Source organism: Saccharobesus litoralis (assembly GCF_003063625.1).
Taxonomy (GTDB): Bacteria; Pseudomonadota; Gammaproteobacteria; order Enterobacterales; family Alteromonadaceae; genus Saccharobesus; species Saccharobesus litoralis.
Genome location: NZ_CP026604.1, coordinates 953,321 through 978,574, shown reverse-complemented (window position 1 = coordinate 978,574; position 25,254 = coordinate 953,321). Strand labels below are relative to the sequence as shown.

General features: G+C 41.9%; 17 protein-coding genes. 10 read left to right on the top strand and 7 right to left on the bottom strand.

From position 1 onward, the window contains the following. Nucleotides 1-40: 40 nt before the first annotated feature. Complete coding sequence (locus C2869_RS03595; protein ID WP_108601650.1) at nucleotides 41-1,282, top strand: glycoside hydrolase family 117 protein; 1,242 nt, start codon at nucleotides 41-43, stop codon at nucleotides 1,280-1,282. Between the two features lie 285 nt (nucleotides 1,283-1,567). Then, nucleotides 1,568-2,143 (top strand): ZrgA family zinc uptake protein, encoded by a 576-nt coding sequence (locus tag C2869_RS03590; RefSeq protein ID WP_159084015.1) that lies wholly within the window; start codon nucleotides 1,568-1,570, stop codon nucleotides 2,141-2,143. A 631-nt stretch (nucleotides 2,144-2,774) separates the two neighbouring features. On the opposite strand, the gene C2869_RS03585 is transcribed toward C2869_RS03590, so the two are convergent. Continuing rightward, nucleotides 2,775-3,437, bottom strand: coding sequence for a DUF3299 domain-containing protein (locus C2869_RS03585; protein ID WP_228710754.1), 663 nt, complete (start codon nucleotides 3,435-3,437; stop codon nucleotides 2,775-2,777). Between the two features lie 106 nt (nucleotides 3,438-3,543). Between C2869_RS03585 and C2869_RS03580 the strand changes: the two genes are divergently transcribed. Then, on the top strand, nucleotides 3,544-4,221 hold the full coding sequence (locus C2869_RS03580; protein WP_108601648.1) for an ABC transporter ATP-binding protein: 678 nt from the start codon (nucleotides 3,544-3,546) through the stop codon (nucleotides 4,219-4,221). Further along, nucleotides 4,221-5,426, top strand: coding sequence for an ABC transporter permease (locus C2869_RS03575; RefSeq protein ID WP_108601647.1), 1,206 nt, complete (start codon nucleotides 4,221-4,223; stop codon nucleotides 5,424-5,426). Before C2869_RS03580 ends, C2869_RS03575 begins: the two co-directional genes overlap by 1 nt. Before the next feature lie 379 nt (nucleotides 5,427-5,805). Here C2869_RS03575 and C2869_RS03565 read toward each other — a convergent pair whose 3' ends face one another. From C2869_RS03565 to C2869_RS03550, 4 genes are all read right to left on the bottom strand, one after another. Further along, entirely contained in the window at nucleotides 5,806-6,684 is an 879-nt protein-coding gene (locus C2869_RS03565) for an RNA polymerase factor sigma-32 (protein ID WP_108601645.1), read from the bottom strand. A gap of 91 nt (nucleotides 6,685-6,775) precedes the next feature. Continuing rightward, nucleotides 6,776-7,231 (bottom strand): Hsp20 family protein, encoded by a 456-nt coding sequence (locus C2869_RS03560; RefSeq protein ID WP_108601644.1) that lies wholly within the window; start codon nucleotides 7,229-7,231, stop codon nucleotides 6,776-6,778. Nucleotides 7,232-7,489: 258 nt separating this feature from the next. Beyond that, nucleotides 7,490-8,020, bottom strand: a complete 531-nt coding sequence (locus tag C2869_RS03555) for a DUF4340 domain-containing protein (RefSeq protein ID WP_108601643.1) — start codon at nucleotides 8,018-8,020, stop codon at nucleotides 7,490-7,492. Nucleotides 8,021-8,290: 270 nt separating this feature from the next. Continuing rightward, nucleotides 8,291-10,282, bottom strand: a complete 1,992-nt coding sequence (locus C2869_RS03550; RefSeq protein WP_108601642.1) for a CRTAC1 family protein — start codon at nucleotides 10,280-10,282, stop codon at nucleotides 8,291-8,293. 707 nt (nucleotides 10,283-10,989) lie between these two features. Between C2869_RS03550 and C2869_RS03545 the strand changes: the two genes are divergently transcribed. From C2869_RS03545 to C2869_RS03530, 4 genes are all read left to right on the top strand, one after another. After that, nucleotides 10,990-11,847, top strand: coding sequence for a diguanylate cyclase (locus tag C2869_RS03545; RefSeq protein WP_108601641.1), 858 nt, complete (start codon nucleotides 10,990-10,992; stop codon nucleotides 11,845-11,847). Nucleotides 11,848-11,878: 31 nt separating this feature from the next. Further along, on the top strand, nucleotides 11,879-14,542 hold the full coding sequence (locus C2869_RS03540; RefSeq protein WP_108601640.1) for a DUF7133 domain-containing protein: 2,664 nt from the start codon (nucleotides 11,879-11,881) through the stop codon (nucleotides 14,540-14,542). A 279-nt stretch (nucleotides 14,543-14,821) separates the two neighbouring features. After that, nucleotides 14,822-16,024: an aldose epimerase family protein gene (locus C2869_RS03535; RefSeq protein WP_108601639.1), complete on the top strand. Its 1,203-nt coding sequence runs from the start codon at nucleotides 14,822-14,824 to the stop codon at nucleotides 16,022-16,024. A 120-nt stretch (nucleotides 16,025-16,144) separates the two neighbouring features. Further along, nucleotides 16,145-17,152 (top strand): hypothetical protein, encoded by a 1,008-nt coding sequence (locus C2869_RS03530; protein ID WP_108601638.1) that lies wholly within the window; start codon nucleotides 16,145-16,147, stop codon nucleotides 17,150-17,152. A 173-nt stretch (nucleotides 17,153-17,325) separates the two neighbouring features. Here the strand turns inward: C2869_RS03530 and C2869_RS03525 are convergent, their stop codons facing one another. Both C2869_RS03525 and C2869_RS03520 read right to left on the bottom strand, forming a co-directional pair. Continuing rightward, nucleotides 17,326-18,009 carry a VC0807 family protein gene (locus C2869_RS03525; RefSeq protein WP_108601637.1) on the bottom strand — a complete coding sequence of 228 codons (684 nt, stop codon included), beginning with the start codon at nucleotides 18,007-18,009 and terminating at the stop codon, nucleotides 17,326-17,328. A 421-nt stretch (nucleotides 18,010-18,430) separates the two neighbouring features. Further along, complete coding sequence (locus C2869_RS03520) at nucleotides 18,431-20,137, bottom strand: hypothetical protein (protein ID WP_108601636.1); 1,707 nt, start codon at nucleotides 20,135-20,137, stop codon at nucleotides 18,431-18,433. A 471-nt stretch (nucleotides 20,138-20,608) separates the two neighbouring features. Between C2869_RS03520 and C2869_RS03515 the strand changes: the two genes are divergently transcribed. Both C2869_RS03515 and C2869_RS03510 read left to right on the top strand, forming a co-directional pair. Continuing rightward, the gene (locus C2869_RS03515) at nucleotides 20,609-22,117 is read left to right on the top strand and encodes a sulfatase (protein WP_228710753.1); all 1,509 of its coding nucleotides are present in this window, start codon (nucleotides 20,609-20,611) and stop codon (nucleotides 22,115-22,117) included. Between the two features lie 80 nt (nucleotides 22,118-22,197). After that, nucleotides 22,198-25,002: a family 78 glycoside hydrolase catalytic domain gene (locus tag C2869_RS03510; protein ID WP_108601635.1), complete on the top strand. Its 2,805-nt coding sequence runs from the start codon at nucleotides 22,198-22,200 to the stop codon at nucleotides 25,000-25,002. Nucleotides 25,003-25,254 lie beyond the last annotated feature (252 nt).

Sequence of the window (25,254 nt, the reverse complement as noted above, 5' to 3'; positions counted from 1 at the left end):
AAATTACTTTTATTGCATTAATTACCAATGGGTTATTACAATGAAACGCTTACCAATACTTATCGCCACGCTGGCAATGTGCTTTGCCTTACCTGGGATCGCCAAAGATTTTCCTTATGAAATGCCAAGGGAAAAACCGGATATGCCGTTGAGTGCGGCCATGCACCGCATTTTTGACAACTACCCTGCTGCTCAGCCTGAATATAATGAACTGTTTTCGCAGTTTAAATACACGAAACTAGAAGGGTTTGATTACAACGGTGGCGATGGCACAATTTCACGCCGCGATCCTTCTAAAATCATTTTTCATAATGGCAAATACTATGTCTGGTACACCAAGCGCCATACAAAAGTACCGCCTATAGGCATGAGTAAAGCTAAGTTTGCAACCGATGAAATACCTTCTTCAGATTGGGATTTATCAGAGATTTGGTACGCTACATCAGAAGATGGTTTTAAATGGCAAGAGCAGGGTGTCGCCATTAAACGCCCTGAAAAACCGAAAGTTGGTTGGCGCTCGGTGACCACTACAGATATTTTACAATGGAAAGGCAAATACTATTTATACTACCAAGGTTTTATGGAAGCCAGTGGCTTGCGTGGCGACGATTGCCCTGTTGCCGTATCTTGGGCAGATTCACCGGAAGGGCCATGGACACCGTATAACAAAATCGTTATTCCTAATGGTCCAGAAGGTGCATGGGATCAATATTCGATCCACGACCCTTATCCGTTAGTGCGTGACGGCAAAATATATCTTTACTATAAATCTGACTTTGGCCGTAACCCGCATAAAGTGCGGATGCAAGGGTTAGCCATTGCTGACAATCCGCTAGGGCCTTTTAAAAAGCATCCTTTAAATCCGCTTATTACGTCGGGACATGAAACCTCTTTATTCCCTTTTAAAGAAGGAATGGCCGCTTTAGTTTATAAAGATGGACCTGAACACAATACCATTCAGTATGCGAAAGATGGGGTTAATTTTGAAATTGCCTCTATAACAGAAATGATGCCCTATGCAGCCGCGCCTTATGTGCCGGATGCGTTTACCAACACTAAATATGGGCGTGGTATTACTTGGGGGATGGCGCACTTTATCGGCTTAGGTAAGAGAGGCCAATATCATTCTATGCTAGTGCGTTTTGACTGTGATTTAAGTTTAGATTTACATGATCCTGAAATGAAAGAGCACAGAGTTAAACATAAGCCTGATGTGTATTTTCGCCAGAAACTTAGTAAAGAACAGCTACACCGCATTAAAAATAGTAAAAAGCCCCATTAGTTGCTAGCTAAGATTTAGGTTCTCGTGCCCCTAAATGCACGATCTTTGTGTGTGAGTTGCCCCTCCGAGTGAGGGGCTTTTTTTGATTGGTTGTTAGTGGCGATAATCTTGCTTTTAATTCATTGCTTTGGTCAGAAGTCTAGCGTTAAAATGTTATAATGTAACATTTTTAGACCAAGGTTTAGTACTGAGTAGTTATGATTAGACGAGTAAAAAAAACAGATACGATTAGTTAAGCCTTCTTTATTGGGGTTGGCTTGTGGTTTATTCGCCTGTAGCACAGTCGTGAACGCAGAAATACATCAAGCCCATGTGCATGGCGAAGCCGAGTTAATGCTTGTGTTAGAGCACAATAAATTAGCGATAGAAATCACCACTCCGGCCGCTAATTTAGTCGGCTTTGAATACCAGGCGAGCACCAAGCAAGAAAAGCAAGCAGTGGCCAAGGCGCAAGCTTATTTACGGCAAGCAAACAAGGTGTTTACGCTGACCGGTGGCGATTGTCATTTACATCATAGCCACGCAGATTTTTCTAGTGTGCTAACCAGTCATGATCAGCATCATGACGATCACGACAAGCACGCGCATGACAAACAAACACACGAAAAACACTCAGACCATCATAAAGAACATGAAAAGCACGCGCATTCCGACCATAAAGCGCATTCTGATCAGCATGGTGAAGTAACGGCGAGCTATGAATTTGAATGTAACAATGCTAGTGAATTGACGGCGATCACGGTTAATTTATTCAGCCAGTTTTCAGCGCTGTATAAAATTAACGCCAGTTGGATAAGTACAACGCAACAAGGCGCTAACGTGTTAACTAAAAACCAAGCACAATTGCGCCTCAACAGGTAAATCATGTAGGGCAGGGTTTATCCCTGAAAATCTTGGCTTAGGTAGATACGCTGTGTTAGTCGGTATAAAACCGACCCTAAAAGGTATTTTTGTAGAGCAGGGTTTATCCCTGCAAATCTTGGCTTGGGTAGATGCGCTGTGTTAGTCGGTATAAAACCGACCCTACAAGGTATTTTTGTAGGGCAGGGTTTATCCTTGCAAATGTTGGCTTAGGTAGATGCGCTGTGTTAGTCGATATAAAACCGACCCTACAAGGTATTTTTGTAGGGCAGGATTTATCCCTGCGAATCTTGGCTTAGGTAGATGCGCTGTGTTAGTCGGTATAAAACCGACCCTACAAGGACTTCATGTAGGGCATTATCTCTGCGAATGTTGGCTTAGGTAGATGCGCTGCGTTAGTCGGTATAAAACCGACTCAAAGTATTCATGTAGGGCAGGGTTTATCCCTGCAAATCTTGGCTTAGGTAGATGCGCTGTGTTAGTCGGTATAAAACCGACCCCACAAGGTCTTCATGTAGGGCAGGGTTTATCCCTGCGAATGTTGGCTTAGGTAGATGCACTGTGTTAGTCGGTATAAAACCGACCCTACAAGGCGAGCATTTATGCTTGCAGAGCCTGCAAAACTTACTGACTAAAATAACTCAAATTCATCCATATTCATGGTGTAAGCGGCAGTACCCAATTGGTCTTCAAATAAGGCTGTTTGCAATTTACCCGATATCCAAAACGCTTGATACAAATCATCAACTTTTAGCCCTTTAGGGTAAGTGACATAAATCATTTGATTTGGCGGTGGTGGTGGCTCATGAATACAGGCACCGAAATAGGGGACTAAAAAGAATTGAATAACATTTTGTTCATCATCAAATTCTAAAGGTACGATAAAGCCAGGGATTTTTATTTTTTTACCGTTCATTTCAGTCAACACTTTGGTTGATACCAAGGCTTGCTGATAAGTGTCATTGCTTGCGGCTTCAATGGCATTTTGCACTTGATTGCTAAATTGATCTTGTTCTGAACCATCCTGAATATCATTCAAATATTCAGGTGGGTTCATTAACGCGTCTAAATCCTCTTTAGGGATCAATTTGACCCATTCAATGGTTTCATAACCCGTTACTGGTTTTTCTTTTTGCTCTTGCACCACCATGCTGGATTGTTTTTGCGGCTGGGTGTTTTTAGCATTAATCGGTGTATCTGGCGTAACAGGTGGATTAATTGCCAAAGCTGAACTTTGAACGCCTGAGGTTAATAAGGCAAATAGAATAACGGGAAGTAAGGGTGCGTGTTTCACAATTTTAGCCATCGCGGAATACTGATTAATCGTTCAAGTTTTATGGGTTACGTTATATCATAACGAAGTGCGGTTTTATAGTTTGCTAACAGGGTGTCAATGACTCATGACAATTGAAATTAATGCAATGCAGTTTGCTTACGCAGACGCACCGAATGACCTTATCATAAATATTGCTAACTGGCGTGTAAATAAAGGTGAACAAGTGTTTATTCATGGTCCTTCTGGCAGTGGTAAATCAACCTTTTTGAAATTATTGAGTGGTATGCAGCGGCCTACGCAGGGAAGTTTAAATATTCTAGGCACAGATATAACGCGTATGAGCCAAGCGCAACGAGACCAATTTCGCGCTCAACACGTAGGGCAGATATTTCAGCAATTTAACCTTATTCCGTATTTAAACGCACTGGAGAATATTGAGTTGGCACAGTATTTTTGCAAGCGAAAGCAAGCCAACAAACGCGCGGCGATGGAGGATTTGTTAACCGCACTGAACATAGCACAAAGTGATTGGCGCAAAACAACAGATAAATTAAGCCTTGGTCAGCAACAGCGTGTTGCTATTGCACGAGCTTTAGTTAATCGCCCACAATTAATTATTGCTGACGAACCCACATCATCGCTTGACCAACATAACGCGGATAATTTTATGCAATTACTATTTTCCTTGGCAAAAGAAGTTGAGGCGACTTTGTTATTTGCCAGCCACGACATGAGTTTGGCTGACCGCTTTAGCCGAGTTGAGGCGTTAGCCGATTTTAATCATCAAACCGAGTTAAGTTAATGTTTGCCAAATTAGCATTTAAAAGTTTAGTTGATCGTAAGGGCTCAGTGTTGTTAACCGTGCTGGCGATGACAGTAAGCGTATTTGTTTTATTGGGAGTAGAGCAAATTCGTTATCAAGCAAAAGAGAGTTTTGCTAAATCTGTGTCCGGTGTTGATTTAATTGTTGGAGCAAAAACCGGCAGTTTAAATTTATTGCTGTATTCGGTTTTTCGTATGGGCTCACCAACTAACAATATTTCTTGGCAGGCTTATCAAGAAGTTGCCTCCAATCCTTTAGTTGATTGGGCAGTGCCTATGATGCTGGGTGATTCACACCAAGGGTATCGCGTATTGGGCACCACACCTGAATATTTTAGTCAGTTTAGTTACGGCAACAAACACAAATTGAGCTTTGCCCATGGCCAAGCGTTTAACCAATTGTTTGATGTTGTACTTGGCGCAGAAGTGGCGAAAAAATTACAATATAAGCTAGGCGACAAACTCGTGTTGGCGCATGGAGTGGCCCGTAATAGCTTTAGTTTACATAAAGACAAACCGTTTCAGGTGGTAGGTATTTTGGCACCAACGGGAACGCCCGTTGATCAAACGTTACATGTTAGTTTAGCGGGTATTGAAGCTATTCACGCCAATTGGCAACAAAATAGGCGCAGTGGGGTTAATCAAGATCCTAAAGCTATTACTGCGTTTATGCTTGGCTTGAAAAGCCGTATGGCGACGTTTCGTGTCCAGCGCGCAATCAATACCTACAAAAAAGAGCCGTTGCTAGCGATTTTACCGGGTGTCGCTTTGTCTGAATTGTGGCGCATGATGAGTGTGCTGGAAAATACCTTACGCTTAGTTTCGGTGCTAATTTTGTTTGCGGCTATTTTGGGCTTAAGTGCCATGCTACTTGCCTCCATTCGGGAGCGTAAACAAGAAATTTATTTACTCAGAGTGATGGGCGCTAGACCTTGGTTTTTATTTGTATTAATCGAGCTTGAAGCCTTGTTGATCACCTTGCTGAGTGTGTTACTCGGTATTGTTAGCTTGTATTTAACTTTGATATTTGCCAGTGATTACTTGGCGACTGAATTTGGGTTATTTATTCAAATTCAAGCTTTGTCGACTAATGCTTGGTATTTGATCGCGAGTATTTTAGTAGCAGCCGTTATCGTTTCAGCGATCCCGTCGTTACAGGCTTATAAACGGGCAAGAAAGGGCTAGCAATTACATTGTAGGGCAGGGTTTATCCCTGCCAATGCAGGGTTGGATAGATACGCAGTGTTAGTCGGTATAAAACCGACCCTACAAGGACTTCATGTAGGGTAGGGTTTATCCCTGCGAATGCAGGGGTGGATAGATGCGCTGTGTTAGTCGGTATAAAACCAACCCTACAAGGTAATCATGTAGGGCAGGGTTTATCCTGCGAATGTTGGTTGGGATATGGTATAGAAACGCTGTGTTAGTCGATATAAAACCGACCCTACAAGGTATTTTTGTAGGGCAGGGTTTATCCCTGCCAATGTTGGTTGGGATATGGTATAGATGCGCTGTGTTAGTCGATATAAAACCGACCCTACAAGGTATTCATGTAGGGCAGGATTTATTCTTGTATGCCTTGGCGTAACTGTTGTAATCCTGCCTGTTCAATTTGTCTAACTCGCTCTATGGATATTTTGTATTGCTGAGCTAAATCTTTTAATGAAAGCTTACATTCATCCGGATAAAACCAACGACTCACTAAAATATCACGGGTGCGCATGTCGAGCTGATTTAACACGGTTTGGATTTGTTTACGTCTGGATTGTGCATCGATGTGCTCTATGGTTTTTTGTTCAGGATTAAGGCTAGTATCCCCCAAGTTTTGTTCTAATGAAAAAGCGAGGGGTACGCTTTCACTGTCATCTGTTTCATTGTTTTCAATAATGTAATAGTCATTGGCAAAAAGGCGTTGTTCCATTAACCTAACTTCGTGTTCAGGCACCCCTAAGCCGTTCGCAATATCAGTTGTTTCTTCCTTAGTCATCCAGTTAACGTGCTGTTTGAGACTTTTAAGTTTAAAAAAGAGTTTGCGCTGGGCTTTCGTTGTGGCAATTTTCACGAGTTTCCAGTTGTTGATAATGTAGTTGTGGATCTCAGATTTGATCCAATGCACCGCAAATGTAGCAAGCCTAACTGCATACTCAGCTTTATATTTTTTGACGGATTTCATTAATCCAATATTGCCTTCTTGGATTAAATCTTCATAGCTAAGCCCGTAACCTAAATACCCTTTGGCAATGTACGCGACAAAGCGCAGATGAGATAAAACGAGCTTGCGCGCGGCTTCAATGTCCTTTTCTGTATGGTATTTCGTGAGTAGTTCCTTTTCCTCTTTTTCATCGAGTATAGGTTGACGGTTAACGTAATTAATATAGGCATGAAAGCCACCAGTGCCGTCAAGTTTGTCTGAAGTGGGAGCTGTTGTTAAAACGGTTGTCATTTAAATTCCCTCCTGTCCCTCACACAGGCGAATACTAAGGTAAAGGTGTATCACAATAGATATGTGATACACCTCGGTTTACATTGAGCCACTATGCGACTTTATGCTCTATCGCTTCGGCCGCGGGTTGATTGATCTCGATCATTTTGGGTTTCATGGCTTCCGGTACTTCTTTTACCAACTCTATGGTTAATAGCCCTTTGTCCAAATCGGCTCGAGATACCTCAACAAAGTCCGCTAAATGGAACTTACGCTCAAATGTGCGCGTTGCAATACCATGATATAAGTATTCGCGTTTCTCGTCTGTTTCCGGCTTTTTACCTTTAACTGAGAGAATATTTTTCTCGACTACAATATCAAGGTGACTTAATTCAAAACCGGCCACAGCTAATGTGATGGCGTAGCGGTTGTCATCAAGTACTTCAATATTATAGGGAGGGTAGGCAGTGGTAACACTTTCTGTGTTTAACGCACTGTCGACTAAGTTTGCAAAGCGGTCAAAGCCTACGCTGTTGCGATATAGTGGGGTTAAATCAATTGAGTTCATAACATATCCTCCAAAGAAGCAATACATAACAAATTCAAAATGTAACAAGCCTTATTTATCGATTAAGCACTCATTACATGTCATTATTTAAGGCTAGTGGTTTAGCTATTCAAGCGGGATTTTTATAAAAATTACGCATATTTTTATAAATAACCTGCATTTAGACAGTCACACTCGCTACGGGCTAGTTATGGGCGCTAAACCGTAAAAACTATGGCCTGAAATAAGCCAACGCATAAAATTTAAATGACTTGGTTTTTAGCTTGTAATAGCTTGATGTAACCAAAAGCGTTTATCGGCATTAAGTAACGCCAGATCAATACCTTGATTAAAGGCTTGCCTTTGATTGCTAAACCGTAAATACGCCCGATTAAACCCCACTGCATCACCCACATAAAAGATATATTCTTGACCTGTTTTACTTTGTACGCTGACCTTTTTGTTAAACTGGTTGTCGTCTAGTCGCAATCGCGCAAAATCATTGTGAGCAGCGGTAATGGGGAGCTGCAATTGCATATTAACGATTTCATTGAGCAGTTGTTCGACTTTGTTGTTATCAGCAAAGGTTTGCTGTTCATCATTCACATACCAGATATTACGGTTATCAAGCTTAGTGAGTTTAAGGCGCGAGTCTTCATCCACGATATTAATTTGCCGTATTTCAATATCTGGGGGTAAAGCATTTTTTCCACCTTGATAAAAGGACTGTGCATTAGATTGGTAAAGCAGAATAGCGATAATTAACTGTGTAATGGATATTAATACAAATAAGCATTTCAACGAGTTCATAGAATCACCTCGGCATGCATAAGTTGGTTGAGATTAAATACTTTGTTTGGGCTGAAGAGCAGGGTTAAATAACGCTAAGGTTGAATAAGTCGAATATAACATTGTAGATCCTCCCGTTATGTTATTTTACTTAGACGTGTGTCGTAAACGACGTCATGTGTTAAAACAAGGTTAAATTCGAAACTGATTAAGTTTATGAGGATCATGGCATGAGAATTCAAGTTAAAATTTGAATTCTCATGCCATGAATAAAATGGGTTAAAATTATTTTTACTCTGGCGAATTGATTCGGCCAATAGCGATTAATTGATTGGCGGGTAGATTAGTGAGTTTCTTCGTACTACCATCGCGCCATTTTACGCTGATCTGGTCAATTTTAGTGTGATTTGCCAAACCAAAATGAGCGATGTTGAGCAAGCTTTGAGAATGTGATGCACTTGTCGAACCCACAAGATGAAACTGTTGTAGATCACCGGCTTGTATTTTGATCATTGCGCCATAAGGATCTGTGCCTTTCGGTGAATAGCCGACTCTAACCAGTGAGTGATTGTGCTCATTGATTGAGTCATTGCGGTATAAATGCCATTTTCCGTAGTCATCATCGCCACTGAGTATGTCAATTTTACCATCCAAATTATAGTCAAAGGTTGTGCCCATATCGCCATGCGATTTTGTGCCAGCCTCAGTAGTGGCGCCATGTTTGGTGACCAATGTAAAGTTTTGACCATGATTATTCAGCAGGATTAAATCGTTTAAACGCAGCTCTAATTGGCCGAAACGATATACGATCAAATCAGTGGTACCGTTGTTATCAAAATCACCCGGAGCCACCCCCCAGTTATTGTGCTGAGTTTGTTTGGGTAGCATATGTGAAACGTCGACAAACTTGTCACCATCATTACGTAGCAATATATCTTGTAAATTGGGTTCTTCGCGCGGCCAATCACTTTCGTAATCTTTAATGTTTAAAAATGCAGCGCGTATGCCCCATGCATCGGCGTTAAATAGTTTCCATTCAAAACGCCATTGACCATTGCCAAGATAACCTAAGTACCAGCCATTTTTATCGAGCTCGTCCGGAAAGCCAGCCGCTTGTTCGGGTGAAACAGTTAATGGTTCACTAGGAGGTTTGAGTTTAGTTTTATTTTTGCCGATAAACACTGGCATGTATTCCATGTTTTTGCCGCGTTTCCAGTGCCAAAAGTCAGTTAAGGTGATGTCGCCATCGGTTTGCAAAGATAAGCCATCGTGGCTAGCACTGCCTTGATCTCGAATATCCAAACGCCCTGATTTTTTATCAAATGACAGGCTGTTGTTGGCCATTAAATAATGGTCTTTACCGCGCGACAGGTAGTAGTCGTAATCGCCATCATTGTCTAAATCAAAGTGGGCGGCAGCTAACACCTGACTAAAATTGGTGTTTTTCGGTAAAAATTGAGTTGAGACATTTTTAAAACTAAAAGCCTGAGTGCCTTGCCAAACCGAAAAAGCACCGCGTTGTTCAAAGGCGATTAAATCCAATTTGCCATCCAAGTTAAAGTCGGTGAGCAGTACACGTTCTGCACGCATGTCTTCAAAATCTTTATTGGCGCGATAACGGAATTGTCCATTGCCAATATTTTCAAACAAAATATTTCTTGGCACGTCTTCGGTGATCATCTTTTCTGCGTTGATTTGCATTAAATCGAGATCGCCATCCCAATCGAGATCGATCCAACGTACAGAACGACCACGAGCACCCATCTCACTGATGCCTGACTGCTTAGTCACGTCAGTAAATTTGCCTTGATCATTGCGCAATAAACGTGGCGGTTTCGGCTTGGTTCCACTACCACCGCCGACTGATAATAATAAATCGCCGTCGCCATCGAGGTCATAATCACCAAAGGTGATGCCATGTAAATCCGTTCGGCGAAATACCTTAGGTACTTGGTGATATGTGCCATTCCCCTTGTCCATAAAGACTTTTACTGGGGTTTTATTGTGATTGGTGAGGCCGAAATCATAATGACCATCGTTGTTGATATCAGCAACAGCCGGACCGCCATATTTCCAAGCCAGTTCAGTATTAAGGCCAACTTGCTCTGAAATATCTGTAAATTGAATGGTACTGGGCTTTGATTCAACGTTTTGCTTAGATATACCACCACAGGCACTCAGTAGTAATGGTAAGGAAACTAACAAAGTTGGCAGTGAATTTGATAATGAAAAGTGGGGTTGTTGTTTTTTTCTGACAATAAAACCCAATGCGTGCTTGGTCATAATTGTTATTTTGGTGCTATATTAGAAACGAATTGTAGTTTATATAATAGTCATTTAGTTAACAATATCATTAACGCATGTTTACAAATAAGTAAGCCACGAGCTTATTTCACTTGATGCAAGGCTTGTATGTAAAGAGCAATAAATACGGCTGTCTTGGTTTAGCGCGTCTAGGGTTAAAAATTTATAGAGTAAGGGAGAAGTCAAAACAGCGTAATATTGGCGTGACAATTGAATCAATTTAAAACAGAGAGTAACCATTCAACATCTCGCACCGCGGTTGGCTAATCATCTAAACGGACAAACTGCCTCTTTTACGCAGAATAGTTTGCCGGTACGGCAAGTATAAATTCCAATGTCGTTAACTTAAGCCAACGTAGGTTGGCGCTTGCTTATATGGATATAAGTAGCTGGGATTTGTCTGGAACAAAAAAACCTAGAGCTTGCGAAGCCCAACACAAGCCACGGTTTTGTTGGGCTTCATTCTTCAGCTCAACCTTCTACAGGATGTAGGAAATGCCGTGGGCGTCTGGAACAGACCACGGTAAACCTACCAGAAATTGTTAACTCAATGGCATTGGTATAAATACTCAATCAAAAACAAAAAAGTTAGATGAAAGTCGTTGTTAACTATTTTTTTACATTCAACTTGCTAAGTTTGTTAAAACGTATATTATAATATAATACTAATTTGATGGGGTTTGAGAATGTACCAACTTTTTAAATGGCTAAGCGTTATTGGTATGAGTTTGTTATGTACAACGGTTTTTGCTAAACAAGCTTTGATATATTTAAACGTTGCCGAACCTAAAGACCAATATCAAGTTGACCTTATTCAGTTTTTATTTAAAGACTCCACTAAATATGATTTGCAGGTGGCAGCCCATAAAATGCTTGAATCACGTCAAGAAGCCGAATTGCAAAATGGAGGATTATCGGTTGCGGCCTTTGCTGCTGGCAAAGACATTGAACAGCGTTTACAACCAGTGCGTATTCCCATTTTAAAAGGTTTGTTAGGTCATCGAATTTTTATTATTCGCGATGGTGAGCAAGATAAATTTTCCAAGGTTAACGATTTTGCCAGTTTACAAGATTTAAAAGCTGGACAAGGTAAATTGTGGACAGACACACAAGTATTACGCAGTGCTGGTATTCCAACGGTAGTGACTAATAAATATCCTAATTTATTTTATATGCTAGAAGGCGGTCGCTTTGATTACTTCCCGCGGGCGGTGCACGAACCGTTTTCAGAGGTTGCCTCACGTCAGGACTTAAATTTAGTGGTCGAGCCTGATCTTATGTTGGTATATCCACTGCCGCTGTATTTGTTTGTTGGTAAAAACAATACAGAGTTAGCCACGGATATACGTGTGCAGCTTGAACGTACTATTGCCGATGGCAGCTTTGATGATTTCTTTTTTAGTCATCCGTTAGTACGCGACGTTTTGAAAAAAGCTCATGTAAAAGATCGCCGCGTATTCAAAATTGACAATCCGCATTTAAGTGCTGAAACGCCTTTACAGCGACCGGAGTTGTGGCTGGATATTAATAAAATCAAGGTTTAACCCCTTTATCTATTTTCTCGGAGCTTATTTCATGCGTCATTTGCTTTCTCCCATCTGTGCTGCCTTATGCAGTTTGACCAGCTTAGCTTTTTTGTCGAGCTGTAGTTCAGAGCCCAATGCTAGCCAAAGTAGTCAGTCCTTAGTTCAAGTTAAGAAAATTCAACCAGAGCAAATTCAGCATCTGAATGATCAAGGTAAGGTTTTACCCTTACCCGCAGAGCTTGCATTAGCGAGTATGGAGTTGCAGGACGGTTATAAAATGGAGCTGGTTGCGGCGGAGCCTCTGGTTGAAGAGCCCGTTTTATTTACATTTGATGGTAATGGCCGCATGTATGTCGCTGAAATGCTGACTTATATGTTGGACGCTGATGGCACGGGACAAATGCAGCCTGCTAGCCGTATTAAACGTTTAGAAGACACAGACAATGATGGAGTGATGGATAAAATGTCTGTGTTTGCTGATGGTTTACTTTTACCGCGGATGATCCAAACGTTAGACGATGGTCGTATTTTAGTGCGCGAAACTAACACCTTTGATTTATTGCTATTGGAAGATACCAACGGCGATGGTAAGGCGGATAAACGTTCCACTTTGTACAAAGGAGGACGCCGTGGTGGTAACTTGGAACATCAACCTAGCGGTTTAATCTACGGTATCGACAATTGGATGTATGTCACCTACACAGATAAGCGCTATCGCTATCGCAATGGAAGTATTGAAACACAGAATATTGCTTATGGCGGTGGTCAATGGGGGTTAGGGCAAGATGCCGCAGGACGTTTGTATTATTCATCTGCTGGTGGTGAAAACCCTGCATTTACTTTTCAGTTCCCGAGTGTATATGGCAAAGTTTCATTAAACGGTGAGCAAGCCAAGGGGTTTAGAGAGGTTTTTCCATTATCAACCACACCTGATGTGCAAGGTGGCTTACGCCGTGTACGCGACGACAATACGCTAAATCATTTTACCGCGGTAGGTGGGCAAAGTGTTTATTTAGGTGATAAGTTACCTGAATTATATGGTAACTACATTGCACCGGAACCCGTTGGTAACCTAGTTCGCCGCGCCGATATAACTCGCACAGACGGTTATTCTGTTTTATCTCATCCTTATCAAAACGCGCAAAAAGAATTTATCGCAACCCGCGACCCCAATTTTAGACCTGTGTGGAGCGACACTGCGCCAGACGGCACGTTAATGATTGCAGATATGTATCGCGGCATTATTCAAGAAGGGAACTGGACTAAAGAAGGGTCTTATTTACGCGGGGTTATTGAAAAATATGGATTTGATAAAGTGATTGGTCGAGGTCGAATTTATCGTGTAACTCGACCTGGAGTTGAACTCGGCCCTCAACCACGTATGTATCAAGAAACCCCTTCTCAATTAGTTGAACACCTTGCGCACCCTAATTTTTGGTGGCGGATTACTGCGCAAAAATTATTGGTAATAGGTCAAGAGAAGTCTGTTATCAGCAAGCTTAAGAAAATGGCCGAGTCACATACTTCTCAATACGCTCGCCTGCATGCTTTATGGACATTAGAAGGATTAGGCGTTGTTGATAAGCGATTGTTAATTAGTAAGTTTTCTGATCCAGATACCAATGTAAGAACGGCAGCGGTGCGTATTTCTGAGCAATTGGTGACAGCAGAAAATGATGGCGGCATGGTCGATTTATGGAGTCACTTACTGAAAAGCGCCGATCTTGAAACCAGTCAGCAAATTATTTTATCGGCTTTTTATGTTGCCATTGAACAGAACAAGCGCCTTAAGCTATTAGACGCGGCTAAACAGCGATTTGCGAATAGTAAAAGTTTAGCGGCTGTTGAATACAGTATGCACTTTTTACTCGAACAAAAAGCGAAAATGGCTAAGTTAGCGGCAGGTGACGCAAAGCTAGCTGAATCAGTTGCTCGTGGCGAGAAAAACTATAAATCGCTTTGTTATACCTGTCATGGAGCCGATGCAAAAGGCACTCCGATGGGCGAAGGGTTGTTGGCACCATCATTCCATAACAACAAGCGTATTGCCGGTAATTTGGCTATTTTGGGCCGCATCATGGCACAAGGTTTAACGGGACCGATTGACGGGGTTAATTATGGTGGTGGTGTGATGGCGCCTTTGGCTAGTAATGATGACCAATGGGTGGCTGATGTCCTCAACTACTTACGTAACAATTATGGCAACGAAGCGAATAGTGTAAGCGCTGAGCAAATTAAACAAGTTAAAGCGTTAACCAAAGGTAGACATGCACCTTGGACGCAAGCTGAGCTTAACGCTTTGTTTGCGAATGAAATTACGGATAAATCGGGGTGGAAGGTAACCGCTAGTCATGGCCAAGAGTGGTTAAATAAGATTAACGATGGTAAAGCGGGTGGTGGCCGTTGGATGACTCGTGTTAAACAACAAGCAGGCATGTGGTTGCAAGTCGAGCTAGAAAAGCCATATTACATAAGCCAAGTGTTGCTTAATAACCAATATTCTAAGAAGCAATTTCCACGCGGTTATCAATTGGAGTTTTCGATGGATGGTGAAAATTGGCAATTGGTTGATACCAGTATTAAGAGCGGCTTTATGTTGACCAGTGAGACGCTAGGCTACAAGACTAAGTTTATTCGTATTACGTTAACACATGGCAGTTCCGACGTGGATTGGAAGATGAACGAACTGCAATTGTTTGGTAGCGAGGCTTAACCGCATAGGAAACCAGATAGTTAGGGTTTATTTGGCATAAAACCCTGTGCCTCTACAAGGGTTGAAGATATAAGGCAGTGGCGCAGCACGTAGTCAAGTTCTAGTCACCCTATTGCTATTGTCGAAATATTTTTCAACCTACGGGTGTAGGGGGTGCTGCTAAGAGTACTGTTAAGCGTTTGTAACCGTGCTTGTTTTTTAATTAGTTCACCCCTTCAGGCACACCAGCCTGACCTACAGCAAATAAAAACACACACATAAAACGGTATTGGGTTAAAGATGTTTACAACAACTTGGAAAAAAACAGTTTGGATAATAGCGCTGGGGTTGGCTTTGAGCGGGTGCCAGCTTTTTAATCATGCAAGAGTGCCGCATGAAAAAGCACATGAAAAAGTGCCACCTATAACTGTCAGCCAGCAAAAATGGGGTGAAGTCGATGGCCAAGCCGTTTATTTATATACCTTAAAAAACGCACAAGGTATGACAGTAAAAGTGTCAAACTGGGGTGGTTATGTGCAATCTATTTTGGTGCCAGACCGCCATGGTAAATTTGAAGATGTCATACTCGGTTATGATACTTGGCAAGAGTATTACAACGATTGTTGTTATTCAGGACCTATAGTGGGACGTTTTGGAAATCGTATTGCTAAAGGGCAGTTTGAGATTGATGGTGTCACTTATCAGTTAACGACGAATAATGGCGGCCCCAATAATAATATCAACCAATTACACGGTGGTTTAAAAGGATTGCATAAGCGCTTGTGGCAAGGTCAAATTGTTGATAATAAAGTAGAAATTAACTACTTATCAATTGACGGTGAGGAAGGGTATCCCGGTAATTTAGCGATTAAAGTTACCTTTAGTTTAGATCAAAATAACGGTTTTAAAATTTCCTACCAAGCCACGACAGACAAAAAAACACCGGTGAATTTAACGTCACATACCTATTTTAATTTATCCGGTAACATGCAACGTGATGTTGAAGGGCAAAAGCTGCAAATAATCGCCGAACAAATCACACCAGTTGACCATCTACTGATCCCTACAGGGGCGTTAGTACCTGTAGCAGGAACACCATTTGATTTTCGTCAACCGATGAAAATTGGCGAGAAAATTCGGACACATGATCAGCAATTAAAAATGGGCGGTGGGGTTGATAGCGTATTTGGCGGGTATGATCATAATTGGCTGTTTAGTGATTACGACGGTTCTATGAAGGTGCAAGCGTCTTTGTATGATCCTGTGAGTGGGCGTCATATGTCAATAGAAACCCAAGAGCCAGCATTACAGTTTTATGCGGGTAACTTTATGGATGGTTCAGTTATTGGTAAAGGCGGTAAACCGGTTGAGCATAGATATGGGATCGCATTAGAACCACAGCATTACCCTGATTCACCCAATCAACCACACTTTCCTAATACGATCCTCGCGCCGGGTGAGGTTTATCAAACAGCGACAATATATCGTTTTTCGCTGCGATAAACTTCTTTATTGATGAGTAAGTCATTGCTAACTGATTTAAGGTAGCCGTCAAATTAGGCAATGTGGGAAATTAGTGTGGGTAATTAACGGTTAATTTTTACATGTCAAAAGAGATAAAGCATGCGTACGCTGATTATTAGTGTTTTATGTTTAGTTGTTGTTGGTTGTCATTCTATTTCGACTCGTTCTTTGTCGGTTCCCTACACAGGTCAATACGAGTGGGATCCGCAAGCGCAGCAATTAACCTTTACCAGTGATGGCTTTTTGGCCGACAGTCATCTTGGCTGGACAGTGGCTAAGCAAGTTAAGCGAATTATCATTGCACAAAACGTAAGGGTTACAGGGCGTTTTAATGTATTACACTCATTAACCATTACTGGGGAAAATGCTAAAACTTCGGTTATCTATGGTACTCCAATTAAACGATACAATAAGCTTAATAACGGTTGTGGTTTGTGTAAATCGGCCGTATTAGGCAAGGGAAAAATTGTAATTAACATTAATAATTTGACCTCGCTCGATCCATTTGGTTTTCATTTCACGGGTCGGGATGGCGCTGTGATGATTATCGATGGGGTACGGGCGATAGATGCACGGGGCGGACATCATAACAACAGCGACGGTGTGTCTGCTGCGAGTGGCAGTATTGTGCGTAATAGTTACTTTGCAACGGGCGATGATATTTTTAAAATTTATAACGATTTAACCGTAGAAAATACGCAAGTTAAATTAATTACCAATACTGTGCCTATTCAACTAGGCTGGGGCAATTATGGTAATGGTGCTAAAGGGACTTTTCGCAATGTTACTATATTCGGTGATGGCGGACGCACGACAACCGGCAACGCGATTATAGATGCCCGTAAGGGCCAATATGATAAGCAACTTACGTTTAACAATGTGACGATTAATGCGCCTAATTCAGTATTGCTTAATTTTTGGAATGAAGCGCCTAAAAAACAGCACTCGCCAAGTTCTTTTATTGGCACGGCGAACATCATGTTTGAACAGTCCAATATTCAAGTTAAGACTTTACGTAAACGCTGGAATATGCACGCCGAGTTACGTATTTGCGGGCAATCCGTCGAGCCAAACAGTCCGCTAAATCGTTGGCATTGCCAAGGCTAATATTTTTGTATTTTTAAGTAATACACGGGTGAGCAGTATTTCTCTTTAGATTAAGCATTTGCAAAAAACGTTACACTGCGTGAGCGTTGGAGAGATAAAACTAACAGGTTTTAAAACGTAATCGCCCACAGAAAGTGGGCGATTTGACATGAAAAAAGAATATTAAACCAGAACTATTGTGTATTAAACACCTGCTCAAACGATAGCTGAGTATGCTTGTTAATGCTTTTCCAAATAAAATACATAATGGCAAACATCATAAGCATTGACGGGATAACTATCATTGGATAACTCCAAATGGTCAGTTGGCCTAACTCTTCATTAAATTCTGGGGTACCTGATGGGCTGGTAACGATATAAGTGGCTAAAAAGTAATTAACCACAGCAGAGAAGGCAAAGGTCCCAGCGAAGAAGTAGTTGGCACGAGCTAAAGAATGAGTAAAGGCCTGCTCAGAGTTATTATGTTTTAGCTGCTCATAAACCATGTCAGTCTTCATTACCGTGTCATTGATTAATAACTTGGAGACTAATGGTTTACCTAATAACCCTGATATCCACACAACAAGGCCGATCAAGCCAGGCACTAATGCTTCTTTCACCGCGAGCCACTGATTATCTAATTCCAGTAAACCAATACCACCTGTCATTAATACACTGACAAAACCTAAGATAGAGAAGAAATTGTATTTTTTGTATTTGATTAGTTCAAAAACACCGTAAATCAAAGGAAAGGCTAACGCGACAATTAAGCCATTAACTGGACCTAATGCATCCTCACCACTGAACTTCATTAAGATTACGGAAGGGACAACAATATTAAAAATTAACTCTAAGAGTGGGTTGTTCTGTTTTTGCATAACTACCTAAAGGTTTAATTAAATCGGTTTAGCGATTAAGCTAATCTGGCAAATATTTCAGATACCATTTGTATCTTGAAACACCGCAGATGACAAGACGATTCCGCTTGGCTATATGCATAAATATCGCCCCTTCAGCCTGCGGCTTTAATCTTTTAATAATAATGCCTGTATAACCCAATAGGCCGTTGTCGATCGAAATAGCAGAAACCTGCCCCTAAAACCTGATCGTTTTGACTATAATTTATAAACGGTCAGAAGTTCGCGGCTTGAAATATTCTATATTTGCAACAAGGAACTAAAGCCATTGTGGGCCGAATTCATTTCGGCTAACACAAGGTTTGCCGATGTAAAAACGACCCTATCAATTGGACTATGGTGATAAATTAAACCGCTCAATAAACAGCTTGTCGTGGTTTAGTTAAAGCGGTGTTTTAAATTGGCCGTTTTGCCATAAATACAAACGTTGAGCGCCACCTTTACGAATATTTAAAATCGCGGCTACGATTTCGCCTTGTTTGTTTTTCACCGCTTGTAATTCCATTCTCGCTTTGGCGACGGCGGCATGTTGCTGCTTAATACGCCATGTGTTTTGCTTGCCTTGTTGTTTAGTCGCTGTCGCAAAAATCGCTTGGCCTTTTTTATCTTTGTAAAGCACTAATGCCGTGTTTTGAGTTTGGCCATTCACTTCTTCAAATGTGATAATGTTTTTAATTGGCTGGTTACCGCTGTCAACTACCACGCGGTTTGTGGTGCCTGGCATAGGTAAGCTGTGTTGCCATTGACCGTTATCAAATTTAGTCATGCGCCATTCACGAAGGTTTTTAGCGCGCGCTTGATAAGCCACCGCAGGTTTTTTATCGTCAAGGATCAGCGGCATGGTTGAAAACGGGGTTTCTTCACGCTGAGTAGAGTCAAACGCTAAGGTTTTTTTATTCGCGCTGGCTAAGGTAATAGGCAAGGTAAGCGGTTCATTTTGCGCGTTGTAAAAGGTGTCTGTCGTGGTGTCTAAGCGCATGTAATAGGTGTTAATGCGCCCATACGTGGTTTTATCGTGGATCTCGTTAAAATTACAGGTATGCCATAACGAACTGATGACAATATCTGTGGCAGATACTTTACGCGGCTTAATGTAAAACGTATCAACATGAATAGGATCTTGTTTTTGTGGTGTTGGCCAAGTAATCGTAACAGGCGGCTCAAAGCGCTGTTGGCCATTTTTCATTTTGTAATAAATCCACGGTGACTTATGAGTACCGGCGCGAGTAAAAAAGTAGATATCACCATTGTCCATTTTTTCACTTGCGGTATAAGAGGCAAAAGGAGTTATGTCATTAACCGGCACAAATTGGCTAATGTCATTTGGCTTGGCCGACATAACGTGCAGCATGCGCCCACCTGCATGTGGTGTATCAATAGAGTAAGGGTTTAAACCGTCTTCACGCTCACCGCCGTGTCCACCGTAAATAATATGAAAGTGACCTAATGCGTCTTGCTCAATAAGCGGACGGCCATGACTGTCTATTTTTCGTTCGCCCTTGGATAGGGTGCTTTCAGCCGCTTTATAAGGGCCTTGCCATTGTTGAGTTTTAAGATCAAAGCTCGCAATGTAAGGGTCGGTGAGGTGTCCTTGATAAGTAATATAAACTTTATCGCCCACTAAATTGTACTCGCCGGTATGCGGGTTACCTTGCAAATTGTCACTGAAATAGCCGCTTGGTAATTTAGGTAATTGGCTAGGCAATGGCTTTTTCGGCCCTAAATTTTCCGCTGGTAAATCATATATTTGCTGAAAACTTTTGCCTTGCGTATAGGTATCGTAAAGCGCTTGGTACTCTGGGTATTGGCCGTACATGTATTGGTCAATTCGCCAGCGCCAATATTCACGGCTTTCTAGTTGTTTAGGATCGGCTTGGGCTTGTAGGGCTGCGAAAGTGCCGTCTTTCGCTGAATATTTGGCGATCAATGCCGCTCTTTTTTCCATGAAACCTTGTTGGTTATCTTGGTCAGTCACACTTGTTGATGAACACGCCACTGTTAGTAAACCTGCTGCGCCCAATACGCTGGCAAGTAGAACGCGGTTTAGGCGCTGGCTTTTAAAAAAGGACTGTTGAGTTGAGTCTTGCATTGAGTTGGCCTCTTACTGTCACTCGTGGAAATTTTGTTAATTTTCATGTTGGTTAAATGATTATAGTTTGATTTTATGTGAATTAATATGATTATTAATGTATATTTATGATTGGTTTTATATCAATTTACGTTTAAAAAAATATAAAATACAGGGTATCAATTTGCGGATTTAGGGCATTTTCTATTTAGGGGTACTTTTAGGTGCCATTTAATATGTATAGTCAAAGCGATCAGGTTTTAGGCAAAGCCGTCAAAGCTACCGCATCCTTGCTCTCGCTCCTTACCTACATCCATGTAGGCAAGCTTCGAGACCCCATGAGCATATGCTCTACTATGTGATTGGGGCTGCCTAAAGGGATTTAGGTAGTAGGACTACGCAGGAGCCAAAGTCGAGAGTTAGCGCAGACAATGAACCATAAGGCCTGAGCGAGAAGACTATAGTCAAAGTAAATATAGTCAAAGGTTTGAGATGACGCGTAATACACGATTGGGTTTTGTACTTTTTGGGGTGGCTTTTTTAGCGCTATTGTCTTGCCGAGCTACGGATCGAGCTACGGATATAGATGCGACTGATGCACCAATGACAAAAGTCACACAAACGGTACACAGCAAAGAAACACCGAATATTTTAGTGTTTTTAGTGGATGATTTACGCGCTGATTTGGGGGCGTATGGTCATCAACAGGTGATTAGCCCTAACATTGATAAGCTGGCAAGTGAAGGGGTTACCTTTACCCAAGCCTATGCGCAACAAGCTATCTGTGGGCCTTCGCGTGTGAGTATTATGACCGGCTTACGCCCTGAAACCACGGGTTTGTACACCATTCGGCGTGATGGGCGCTTACGACCAAATCAACCTGATGCGCTTTCTATGCCGCAGTTATTTAAAGCCAATGGTTATCAAACAGTGAGCATTGGCAAGGTTTATCACGCCGTCACCGACGATCAAGATAGCTGGTCAACTCATATCAAGAAGCTCGATAACTTTTATTCGATACCCGGTAATAAGCAAGCCAAATTTGCTTATGAAGCCGGTGATGTCGATGACGAATTTTACAAAGACGGCAAAGTCGCGACAGATACAATTAAAACGCTACAACAACTAAAAGACGACAAGTTTTTGATGTTTGTTGGTTTTAGCAAACCGCATTTACCGTTTAATGCACCCAAAAAATATTGGGACCTGTACGACTCAGAGCAGTTCGCTGTGCCTAGCCGCAAAAAGCCTGATGATATGTATCGCTTAGCGCTTACCCGTTGGGGAGAATTACGCATGTATGGTGGCATTCCTAAACAAGGTGATACCAGTGATGAGTTAACCAAAACCTTAATCCATGGCTATTACGCCACCGTTAGCTATATGGATGCGCAGGTTGGGCGCGTAATGCAAGCCTTGGAAGATTTGAACTTACGTGACAATACCTTGGTTATTTTAATGAGCGATCATGGCTACAAATTGGGTGAATACGGTACTTGGAATAAACATACCAATATGGAGTTAGATACCCGAGTGCCATTAATTATTAGTCGTGAGCTTTCTCATCCTAATCGCCAAGCTGGCGTTACCTCAGACGCTGTAGTGGAAAATGTTGATATTTTCCCCACCGTGACTGAGATCAGTGGTTTACCTCAACCAAAGGTCGATGGCAAAAGCCTTGTGACATTAATCGACAAGCCAAATATGCCGTGGACTAACGCCGCTTATAGTTTATTTAACCGTGGAAAAATCATGGGGGTGACGGTGACGGATGGACAGTGGCGCTACACAGAGTGGCGTGACGCGGCAACACAACAGATTAGGTTCACTGAGCTGTATGACCACAGTGAAAGCGATATTGCTACCAGCAATGTTTCGGGGCAAGTAGAGCACGTTAACTTAGAGGCTAAGCTCAAAAACTTGTTGCATGACAAATTTCCATTATCAGCGCCGTCTTTCTATGAAAAACGCCATATTAAAAATAATGAATTAGTCCAGTAAGTATTTTGCTTAAAGCCAATACAAATATAGTCGTGATTGCCGCCGCAAAAATGACGATTTAACCAGAATTCGGAGTCACAATGTTTCGAACGAAACTTAAAAAATCAGCAGCCTTAGTGGTTTTTGCATCAAGTGTATTACTTGGTTGCAGCCAACACGAGTCACAACAAGAAGCACAACAAAACACCACAGCTGAGCCGCTAGTATCAAAAACCTTATTACAAGCACCGGTGCAACTTAAAGTCGGTGAAGGTTTTATTGAGCCTTTGGGTTATTACGAATCAAAACCGCGTTTTTCGTGGCGACTCATGCAAGGCTTAAATTCGTTTAAACAAACGGCTTACCAGATCCAAGTGGCCAGTGATGCGCAATTTAAATCGCCAATCATCTGGGATTCAGGTCAAGTCGAGTCTAGTGCTAATAGCTGGATTAAATATCAAGGTCAGCCGTTACAATCACGGCAAACGGTTTTTTGGCGAGTCAAAGTTTGGAATGAAGCCAAGCAAGCGTCAAAGTGGAGTTCTGCACAATCACTGGAAATGGGCTTATTAGCTAATAAGGATTGGACAGCAAAATGGATAGGCCATACCGACACTGAGTTAGCAAAATCACCAAGCCAAGCATTAATAGCCACGCCACAGTATTTACGTACTGAGTTCGCCTTAGATAAAAGCGTAAAAACTGCCCGCTTGTATATTAGTGCCAAAGGTTTGTTTAAAGCCTATATCAATGGTCAGCAAGTCGCACCGCAAGACGTGATGACACCGGGTTGGACACCGTACCAAAAACGTATCGAAACCCTAACTTATGATGTCACTGATTTGTTGGCACAAGGTCAAAATGCGCTGGCAGCGACTTTAGCCGGTGGTTGGTATTCGGGGCGTATTTTTGATCTTAAAGATCAAGACCACACCCAACCGCCGCGGCTCATTGCTCAGCTAGAAGTGACTTATCAAGATGGCAGTATTAAAACTATTGCCACAGACGAAACTTGGTTAGCCAGTCAACAAGGTCCTATTCGTTTTGCCAGTATTTATGATGGTGAAAAATATGATCAAGCTAAAGAAATACCAGGCTGGAACGCTGTTAATAAGAATATTAGTCTCCAATCTAGCAAATGGACTCAGGTAACAACCGAAAACTTAGACGCAGACGTTGCCTTAAGCCCGAAACGCCATGCGCCTATTCGCGTAATTGAAAGCCTACCCGTGCAACAAATTGTTAAAGCCGATACAAACTCAGTGGTGTTTGATTTTGGTCAGAATATGGTCGGCGTACCCAAAGTGAGTATTCCTATGCTAGCCGGACAAACCGCGAAAATTCGCTTTGCCGAAGCATTGCACAAGGGTGAGTTTTATACCGACAATTACCGCAGTGCACATTCAACTAACTACTTTACTGCAGATAAAACCGGCGTCATTCACTATCAACCTAGCTTTACTTACCATGGTTATCGCTACGTTGAAATTAGTGGTTTTGATCCTAAGCAAACACCAAGTAAAGATTGGGTAACAGCTATTGTCCAACATTCTGATATGGCATTAGCCAACAACTTCACAAGCTCGCATAGCAAACTGAATCAGTTACTGAGTAATGTCGTTTGGGGCCTTAGAAGCAACTTTTACGATATTCCATTAGATTGCCCACAACGCGATGAACGCATGGGTTGGACAGGCGATGCGCAAGTATTCGTGACACCGTCTATGTATATGGCGGATTCCTATGCGTTTTGGTCGGCCTGGTTACAAAGCTTACGCGAAGACCAAACTGCAGAAGGCAAAATCCCCAGTTATGTGCCTTACAAAGAGTGGAAGGTGAAATGGGCTTCTTCAGGCTGGGGCGATGCTGCAACTATTATCCCTTGGGATTTGTACATGATGACTGGCGATAAACAAGTGCTGGCAGATAACTATGCCATGATGCAAGCTTGGGTTCGTTACCACACCAGTCATAGTAAAAACGCCATTTCCAGTATGATGACATTTGGTGATTGGCTGCAACCCTTTACCGAAAGTAAGCAAGTGAATCGTGGTGATACGCCATTTGATTTAATCTCGACCGCGTATTATGCCCGTTCAATTGAATTAACCTTAAAAACGGCCAAAGAGCTAGGTAAAACGGCAGACGTTGCTGAATTACAAGCCTTGCATCAGCAAGTGAAACAGGCTTTTCGCCAACACTTTTTTGATTCTCAGCTTAACCCCACTCAAGGGTTAGCCACGCAAACAACTTATTTGTTAGGGCTAGCATTTAATTTATTTGACGGTGAAGAGATTGAAATTGCCCAACAGATTTTAATCATGCTGTTAAAAGAGGCAGACAATCATTTACGCACTGGCTTTTTAGGTACACCATTATTGGCTTCAGTTTTACAAGACGCTGGTCGTTCAGATTTAGTTTACGAGTTGATCTTTAAAGAGACCTATCCGTCGTGGTTTTATTCGGTCAATAACGGGGCTACGACCACATGGGAGCGTTGGAATTCCTATTCATTAAAAGACGGTTTTAACCCACAAGGCATGAACTCGTTAAACCATTATGCATACGGCAGTATTTCACGTTGGTTCTACGAAGGCATGCTGGGTATTCAACCAAAAACACCGGGCTTTAAACAGATCACTATTGCGCCACAACTGGGTGAGCAACTTAATCAAGCACAGGGCTTTTACGATACACCACAAGGTAGGGTAGAAGTTGCATGGCAAGTAACAGATAAGCAATTCAATCTAAAACTGGTGGTGCCAAGTAATACCACGGCAGAGATTATTTTACCCAAACAGTTAATAGCGAGCACAGTAAAGCTCAATGGCTCAGTGGCACTTAATCAGGCATTACAAAACTTAAGCGCGGGTAGCTATAACCTAACTGCGACTTTGGCGGATTAACTTTTTTGGTGTTTGAAAAATCCATTACTCAGAACAGAATTGTTCAGGGAAACTTAGTACTGTTTCAATTTTATTTTGATTAGTTGAAACAAGGCTAGCTATTTTTGTAGGTTCGACGCTCGCTTCAGGCGCCTACTTTTGGTGCCTGCATGGATAGCAGGTACTTAGGATTTGTCTGGAACAAAATCCTGCGCGTCGTATTTTAAGACTTTGACGAAGCAGCAGCTTCTACGAGAGATTTAACTGATCATT

Bases quoted from the DNA above. Each gene is read 5' to 3' on its own strand.
- C2869_RS03510 (WP_108601635.1), top strand. From the start codon at position 22,198: ATGTTTCGAACGAAACTTAAAAAATCAGCAGCCTTAGTGGTTTTTGCA.
- C2869_RS03555 (WP_108601643.1), bottom strand. From the start codon at position 8,020: ATGAACTCGTTGAAATGCTTATTTGTATTAATATCCATTACACAGTTA.
- C2869_RS03530 (WP_108601638.1), top strand. From the start codon at position 16,145: ATGCGTACGCTGATTATTAGTGTTTTATGTTTAGTTGTTGTTGGTTGT.
- C2869_RS03595 (WP_108601650.1), top strand. From the start codon at position 41: ATGAAACGCTTACCAATACTTATCGCCACGCTGGCAATGTGCTTTGCC.
- C2869_RS03565 (WP_108601645.1), bottom strand. From the start codon at position 6,684: ATGACAACCGTTTTAACAACAGCTCCCACTTCAGACAAACTTGACGGC.
- C2869_RS03545 (WP_108601641.1), top strand. From the start codon at position 10,990: ATGTACCAACTTTTTAAATGGCTAAGCGTTATTGGTATGAGTTTGTTA.
- C2869_RS03560 (WP_108601644.1), bottom strand. From the start codon at position 7,231: ATGAACTCAATTGATTTAACCCCACTATATCGCAACAGCGTAGGCTTT.
- C2869_RS03540 (WP_108601640.1), top strand. From the start codon at position 11,879: ATGCGTCATTTGCTTTCTCCCATCTGTGCTGCCTTATGCAGTTTGACC.
- C2869_RS03550 (WP_108601642.1), bottom strand. From the start codon at position 10,282: ATGACCAAGCACGCATTGGGTTTTATTGTCAGAAAAAAACAACAACCC.
- C2869_RS03580 (WP_108601648.1), top strand. From the start codon at position 3,544: ATGACAATTGAAATTAATGCAATGCAGTTTGCTTACGCAGACGCACCG.
- C2869_RS03515 (WP_228710753.1), top strand. From the start codon at position 20,609: ATGACGCGTAATACACGATTGGGTTTTGTACTTTTTGGGGTGGCTTTT.
- C2869_RS03520 (WP_108601636.1), bottom strand. From the start codon at position 20,137: ATGCAAGACTCAACTCAACAGTCCTTTTTTAAAAGCCAGCGCCTAAAC.
- C2869_RS03525 (WP_108601637.1), bottom strand. From the start codon at position 18,009: ATGCAAAAACAGAACAACCCACTCTTAGAGTTAATTTTTAATATTGTT.
- C2869_RS03575 (WP_108601647.1), top strand. From the start codon at position 4,221: ATGTTTGCCAAATTAGCATTTAAAAGTTTAGTTGATCGTAAGGGCTCA.
- C2869_RS03535 (WP_108601639.1), top strand. From the start codon at position 14,822: ATGTTTACAACAACTTGGAAAAAAACAGTTTGGATAATAGCGCTGGGG.